Below are 6,793 nucleotides of genomic sequence, written 5' to 3' on the forward strand. Positions count from 1 at the left end.
TGTTAGAGCCCGTCGGTGACCTTGAACAACCCGTGAATGTTGTTGAGGGCAGCCTGGCGCCAGAGGCTTGGATTGACCGAGGCCGGGGCGCTTTCTCCATCCTCGTCGATAAATCCGTAGGCCGGCATGTTCCAGACTTCACCGCCTTCCAGATGATCAATGACCAGTTCAGGGTCCTGGGCAATCAGTCCGCGTCGCGCGTTCTCGAAATCGTCACGGTTATCGAAGGGTCGCTGGTCCAACACATCCCGATTGGCCTGCTCGGTCGTGGCGGTCGGCGCAATGTGTCCGGCGCTGTTGGCTGCGGAAGAATCAGGACTGGAATCGCAACCCGTCATGACCAGGGTAATGCCCAGCAAAGGAGCGAAAAGAAGCTTTCGGGGTAGTGGCATATGGGGAAACCTTGTCGGTCTATTGTTATTGGTTACCCCAAGTTTACTTCAGGGTGGGCCTGGATCTGTGCAAATTAGCCAAAATACTCCTGAATCCACTCGAACAGTTTGGTGGTTGTCATATCGTTGAGCGCCATCTGCTGAAAGTCGTTCCCCACTTCGTCTTCAATGGTCACGAACTGGTACAGAAGAGTGCCCGGCTGTTCGTCGTGAAGGATCAGCGTAATCCTTCGGCGGGTACGCAGACAGTCAATGGTCGTCACATCCGCCGGTATACCGGCATCACGCATACCACGGCGCACCTCTACCACCGGATTGATGTGCTGATGGGTTGCCTGGATGCGGGCGTGGGCATCGCTGGCAAGGTCGGACAGGGTTTTCAGGGGATCTTCAGACATACAGATGGCACCTTTATCAGCGGAGAAACTTCTGAGCCAAGCATGGTAGCCGAACCACTGACTCAAATGAAAAGCCTCGATTCGAATGAAGCCTACTGAACGCACTTCCGGTGTGCAGGCGCACCATCCCTTACCATAAATCCGGCCTTCCAAAGCCGTTCACGCGCCCACAACATACATGCCAACGTGTATATTGAAAGCCTTTTGGCATTTATGGCACAACGGTTGCTGCATCTTCGGAAACATCTTGATTTCCGCCTTGGAGGTGCCCGTGGACTTAAAACGATTCAAAACTCTCTGGGGACATGAGGGTACGCTCGTGGAAGCCATTAATCAGGTAAAAGATGCCGGATTCTCCGGAATTGAGGCCCCGGTGCCAGATAACGGAAATGAAGCCGAGGCGTTCGGAGAAGCACTGGCTGAACACAATCTGCTCTGGATCCAGGAAATCTGCACGGCAGGCGGTTATGTGCCCAGGCGGCATGCAACGGTCCAGGAACATCTCGAGGATTTCGAAGCGAAAATACTAAGCGCCTCGGCTACTGGCCTCAAACCGGAATTCGTAAACGTTATGGGCGGTTGCGATGCCTGGTCCATTAATGACTCCATCCGCTTTTTCTCGGAAGCCAAGAACATTGCGGATAAACACCATGTGCCTGCCAGTTTTGAAACGCACCGGGGCCGCAGCTTTTTCAGCCCTTGGAATACCGTTGCCATTCTGGAAAAGGTACCCCACATCGACGTGACCTGCGACTTCAGCCACTGGGCAGTTGTCAGCGAACGACTGCCTCACATCGAGTGGGACTGTATTGTGCGCACGGCGCAGCAAGCCCGCCATATCCATTCCCGTGTCGGCTACGATCAGGGTCCGCAGGTGCCGCACCCGGCTGCGCCTGAATATGCGGATGCCCTCGCCTCTCATCAAGCGTGTTGGGAGGCCGTTTGGGAATCCCAGGTAGCGCGCGGCCTAGAGATCACCACCATGACGCCAGAATTCGGTACTGACGGCTATCTGCATCTGTTGCCCTTTACCAAGGCTCCCATCGCAGATCTCTGGTCGCTGAACCGCTGGATCGGAGAAGAGGAACTGGCTCACTTCCAACGCTGGCAGTCGGCGGTAACCAAAACATCAAAAATCGCTTAACCCCTCAAGGAGAGAACAGGACCATGTTCAATCTGACTCAGCATTTTCGCCATTCGGACGGTGTCTGGCCGCTGACGCTTGTGCTGGCCTACATCCTCACGACCTATATTGGTGGCTGGCTACTGATGGCCCAGCCCGGTTTTATTCTGCCCGTTATCGGCATCCTGGCCTGCGGCCATGGGATGGTCATCGCCGCGTACCTGATACATGACTGCGGACATAACGCACTGTTCAAGAAAACCGAGTACAACACACGCCTTGGCAAGACGCTGAACTGGCTCACTGGCGGCTGCTATGGGACCTACGAAGATCTGCGCTACAAACACATGCGCCACCATGTGGACAATGCCGACCCCATTTCCTTCGATTATCGGGCATGGCTCAAAGCGCATCCGAGAACCGAGAAAGCCATCTTTGCCCTCGAGTGGTGTTACTTTCCAGCCGTCGACATCGTGATGCATGCCATGCTGATCATTGCCCCATTCACGACTATCGGCAACCGCGACCACCGGGGACGATCTCTGGCAGTCATCGCGGTCAGGACCCTTCTGCTGGTCGCGCTGGCCTACTGGAGCCTGAAAGCAGTCTTGTTGTATGCGGTTGCCTATCTCCTGATGCTCACCGTGCTCCGCTTCTTCGATGCCTACCAGCACAACTATGAAATTCTGGTGAACCTGAATGATCCCGATGCGGTGTTTCCCTACAAAGGCAACCGCGAGTATGAGGAAAACAATACCTACAGCAACCTCATCAGCCGACGCTGGCCGGTTCTGAACCTGCTGGTGCTGAACTTCTGCTATCACAACGCACACCATACAAAGCCGACCATGCCCTGGTACAAGCTGCCTGCGTTGCACAAGGAACTCTACGGCAACAACTACACCCGGACGGTGGGACTAAAAGGACAACTCAAGAGCTACCATCGAAATCGCCTGGCGGGCATTTACGCAGAGACCTACGGCCAAGTGGAAGTTCCCGAGGCCCTGCAGGATGGCAAAGCAGTCCCCGTGTACGGACTCAGCTTTCTTACCGCTTTCTGAGGTTCACCCAATGACAGCAAAACTTTCCGGACAGGCCACCGCGCAACCACTGACCAGGACCACGGTGAGCAAACCCGAACCAAAGCCGGACAAGTGGTTCGATTTCAATCAGAGCGTACCCGGTGGTCAGCGACTGGTGCTCGGAGCCGTCGGCTGGGTCGCGTTTCTTGCCCTTTGGCAGGTAACGTCCCAGATGGATCTGGCGCCCGATCGCCTGTACCCCGGCCCCGCCGCTGTCTTCAGTTCTTTGCAGGAATTGTTTCTGGAGAAAGCATTCTTCAGTGACGTGTTGGCCAGTGTAAGCCGCATTGTGATCAGCTTCGGGATTGCCATCCTGATTGCCCTGCCGTTGGGCCTCTTGATGGGATCGTTTGCCCGGGTGGACAGCATCCTCAATCCCCTGCTGGGTGCCTGGCGCTACCTGCCTGCCCCAGCGTTCATTCCGCTGCTTCTGATGTGGCTCGGTACCGGCGACAGCCAGAAAATCACCTTATTGCTGATGGGCGTGGTGTTTTTCCTGGTCATCATGCTGGCCGACGTCACCCGGCAAACGCCCCGGGTGCTCATCGAAACTGCCAAAACCCTGGGCGGTGGTCGGCGCATCATTCTCTGGACGGTGTTGTTCCGGAACTCACTCCCCGGCTATGTCGACACCTGTCGGCAAATGCTGGCCGTGAGCTGGACCTACCTGGTCATCGCCGAAATCGTCGCGGCCACCGACGGTATCGGCGCGATGATGATGCGAGCCAAACGTTTTGTACACGTAGACGACATCATGGCGGGCATTGTCACCATCGGTGTGCTCGGCCTGCTGTTCGATGTTCTGTTCCGGCTGATCTACCGGCAGTGTTTCCCCTATCTCGGACAGGCGAAGTGAAGCATGAAACACCCTTTCCGATTCGTTTCCCAACCCAAGAGGTATCAAAAATGAACTGGTTCAAACGCGGAATGTCCCTGGTGCTTCTGGCACTACTTTCCAGCACGGCCCTATCGGCTGAAAAGGTCAGATTGTCATTGTTCTCATGGCCTGGTTATGGCTTCTGGTTTATCGCCCAGGAGAAAAATCTGGCACCAGACCTTGAGTTCGAAATTGCGATCATCGAAGACCCCTACGAGAGCTTTGCACTGATGTCGGCCGATGCGCTGGATGTAACCTCCAGCACCGCGGAATATGCGCCCATCGCAGCAGACAAGGATGTGCCGGTGAAAATGGTCACCTACACCAACCCCTCTTACGGCACAGACAAGATCGTTCTGGCACCCGGCGTGAACAGTGCTGAAGACCTCAAGGGCCAGTCTGTCGCTGTTCTTGAAGGCGGCCTCACCCAGATCTTTATGGGCATCTGGTTGGAAGAAAACGGCGTCAGCATTGATGAGGTCCAGTTCACCAACCTGATCATGGATGATGCCGTTGGCGCCCTGGTCGGTGGTGATGTGGCGGCTGCCGAATTCTGGGAACCGTTCGGATCCCAGGCACTTGATGCCCTGCCCGGCGCAACGGTTGTCGCTACTTCCGAAGAACCCGGTTGGATCGAGACTGCGTTGCTGGGCGATGCCATGTACATGAGTGACTACTTCCTGAAGGAAAAACCTGAAACAGCTGCCAGGGTCATGCAGGCCTATTTCGACGCTGTGGACTTCTGGAAAGCCAACCCCACCGAAGCCAACAAGATCATCGCCGAAGGCCTCAACTTCCCGATTGCCGACGTTGAGAAGGTTCTGGGCACAGACGGCGAAATCTACAAGGGCGGGATCTGGATCTTCGACAAGGCACAGGCTGCCAAGTACATGGGATTGATGCCCGGCGAACTACCTCTGGGTCTGCCCAATGGTCAGGTGACCAACAACTGGGAGACCGTTACCAACTGGTGGCTCAAATTCGGACTGGTAGAAGAGCGCCATCCGATGGAATCCGGGGTGGATATGACCCCACTCAAATCCACGCTCTGACCCGACCTCAGAAAAGGAGCTACCCCATGTCTTCCAACACAGGTCTTGCTATCACAGGCGTAAGCAAGGTGTTCAAATCTGGCGGGCGGACCGTTCAGGCCATTGAAAACATCTCGCTGTCATTGTCGGCAGGAAAGGTGGGCGTATTGCTGGGCCCCTCGGGTTGTGGCAAATCCACCCTGCTGCGCATGGTTGCAGGCCTTGAGAAACCTTCGGAAGGCGACATTAGCCTCAACGGCCGGGCGGTTTCCCAGCCCGGCCGGGATCGAGGCATGGTATTCCAGGACTACACCTCGTTTCCCTGGCTGTCCGTGCGGGAGAACGTGGCCTACGGACTTAAAATCAACGGCGATCGCAGTGCGTTGAACGAGGGAACCGTTGACCACTTCATTCAGGCCGTCGGTCTCGAAAAATTCGCCAGCGCCTATCCTCACCAGCTCTCCGGCGGCATGCGACAGCGCGTGGCCATCGCCCGGACCCTGGCTAACTACCCTGAGCTACTGTTGATGGATGAACCCTTTGGCGCTCTGGATCCGGAAACCCGCTGGCAAATGCAGGATCTGCTGTTGAACGTGGTGCGCAAGGAACGAAATACCGTGTTGATCGTAACTCACGACATTGAAGAAGCACTGTATCTGGGCGACGTGGTGTACTTCCTGTCACGCCACCCAGGTCGACTGAACGAAACGATTCATACGGACTTCAAAGCCAATCTGCCCGAAAACGACCGGGAGGCCTTCCTGCAGTCAGATGAATACCGGCGCCTCGAGCTTCATATTCGTCGACTGATGCGGGAGGAAGGTCGGGACGCTGCCTGACGGAGACAGTCATGAAAATTGCCGAACGCTGGTTCGAAAAGAAACGCATGGACGACCGTATCACTCTCCTCTGGGAGCCTCATGTGGCAAGGGTGGAACAGTGCAATATCTGGCATGTAAGAGGCCGTGATGCGGATCTCCTGGTCGATTCAGGTATGGGAATCAGCAACCTGAAAGAAGCGATGGCGGAGCTTCTGGATAAACCCCTGATCGCCGTGGCTACTCATACCCATTCGGACCACATGGGCAGTCTGCATCAATTCGATCAGCGGCTGGTGCATCCTCTGGAAGCAGATCAACTCCGGCAACCCGATGATTTTCCGATACTCTGTACCTGCCATTGGCCAGCAGGAATGCGCGAGACAATCGAGCGGCAAGGCTACCATGTACCCGATCTGCTCATTGATGCTTATCCGCATGCAGGATTCGACCCGATGACCTTCCGAAACCAGGCTACAGAGCCAACACAATTGATTGATGAAGGGGATGTCCTCGACCTGGGAGACAGTGCTTTCGAAGTGATCCATTTACCCGGCCACTCACCCGGCAGCATTGGTCTCTGGGAGAAAGCGAGCGGTACTCTTTTTTCTGGTGATGCCATATACGATGGCCCACTACTGGACGAAATTGAGGGCGCCGACAAACAGGCATATGCAGCCACGATGGAGCGGCTACGCCAGCTACCGGTCAACCTGGTCCACGCCGGGCACGATCCCAGCTTCGACAGAGCCCGCTTGCATTCGCTGATTGATAAGTATTTGGCCCATGCCTGATCTGACTGCCCGCCCAGAGGGATTCCGGCCCCTTTTGCCACAAGGCTTTTCGGTGCCCAAGAGCTGGCCGGGAACTTACGTTTGCCTCATTCCCGCAGGCCCTGAATGGACAGATCTGGATTTCGAAGCCGTTGTCTCTAGCCCGGATTTCTCATAGTGCTCCAACAACCTTCGCAGACCAAGCCTGGTAGTGCCAGATCCGAGTGGTCATGGTCGAAGTTGGCGATTATTTAGCCAGTTTCCGGCATTCAGGCACAACTCCCCCTTTCCCCCATTGG

8 protein-coding genes are annotated in these 6,793 nt (G+C 55.8%); 6 read left to right on the plus strand and 2 right to left on the minus strand.

What is annotated here, in order from left to right; genetic code table 11:
* Positions 1–2: 2 nt before the first annotated feature.
* Both AC13DD_RS19250 and AC13DD_RS19255 read right to left on the minus strand, forming a co-directional pair.
* Positions 3–392: a hypothetical protein gene (locus AC13DD_RS19250; RefSeq protein ID WP_482931601.1), complete on the minus strand. Its 390-nt coding sequence runs from the start codon at positions 390–392 to the stop codon at positions 3–5.
* A 74-nt stretch (positions 393–466) separates the two neighbouring features.
* Entirely contained in the window at positions 467–790 is a 324-nt protein-coding gene (locus tag AC13DD_RS19255) for a hypothetical protein (protein WP_482931602.1), read from the minus strand.
* Between the two features lie 271 nt (positions 791–1,061).
* Here AC13DD_RS19255 and AC13DD_RS19260 point away from each other — a divergent pair, with 271 nt between their 5' ends.
* From AC13DD_RS19260 to AC13DD_RS19285, 6 genes are read left to right on the plus strand one after another with little or no spacing between them, the layout of a single operon-like run.
* The gene (locus tag AC13DD_RS19260; RefSeq protein WP_288367608.1) at positions 1,062–1,934 is read left to right on the plus strand and encodes a sugar phosphate isomerase/epimerase family protein; all 873 of its coding nucleotides are present in this window, start codon (positions 1,062–1,064) and stop codon (positions 1,932–1,934) included.
* 23 nt (positions 1,935–1,957) lie between these two features.
* Entirely contained in the window at positions 1,958–2,974 is a 1,017-nt protein-coding gene (locus AC13DD_RS19265; RefSeq protein WP_288367607.1) for a fatty acid desaturase family protein, read from the plus strand.
* Between the two features lie 10 nt (positions 2,975–2,984).
* Positions 2,985–3,851: an ABC transporter permease gene (locus AC13DD_RS19270; RefSeq protein ID WP_288367606.1), complete on the plus strand. Its 867-nt coding sequence runs from the start codon at positions 2,985–2,987 to the stop codon at positions 3,849–3,851.
* A gap of 50 nt (positions 3,852–3,901) precedes the next feature.
* On the plus strand, positions 3,902–4,924 hold the full coding sequence (locus tag AC13DD_RS19275) for an ABC transporter substrate-binding protein (RefSeq protein ID WP_288367604.1): 1,023 nt from the start codon (positions 3,902–3,904) through the stop codon (positions 4,922–4,924).
* A gap of 26 nt (positions 4,925–4,950) precedes the next feature.
* Entirely contained in the window at positions 4,951–5,742 is a 792-nt protein-coding gene (locus AC13DD_RS19280) for an ABC transporter ATP-binding protein (protein ID WP_288367603.1), read from the plus strand.
* 11 nt (positions 5,743–5,753) lie between these two features.
* Positions 5,754–6,515 carry an MBL fold metallo-hydrolase gene (locus tag AC13DD_RS19285; protein ID WP_288367601.1) on the plus strand — a complete coding sequence of 254 codons (762 nt, stop codon included), beginning with the start codon at positions 5,754–5,756 and terminating at the stop codon, positions 6,513–6,515.
* Positions 6,516–6,793: the final 278 nt, after the last annotated feature.

It is taken from the genome of Marinobacter sp. L-13, assembly GCF_056857715.1.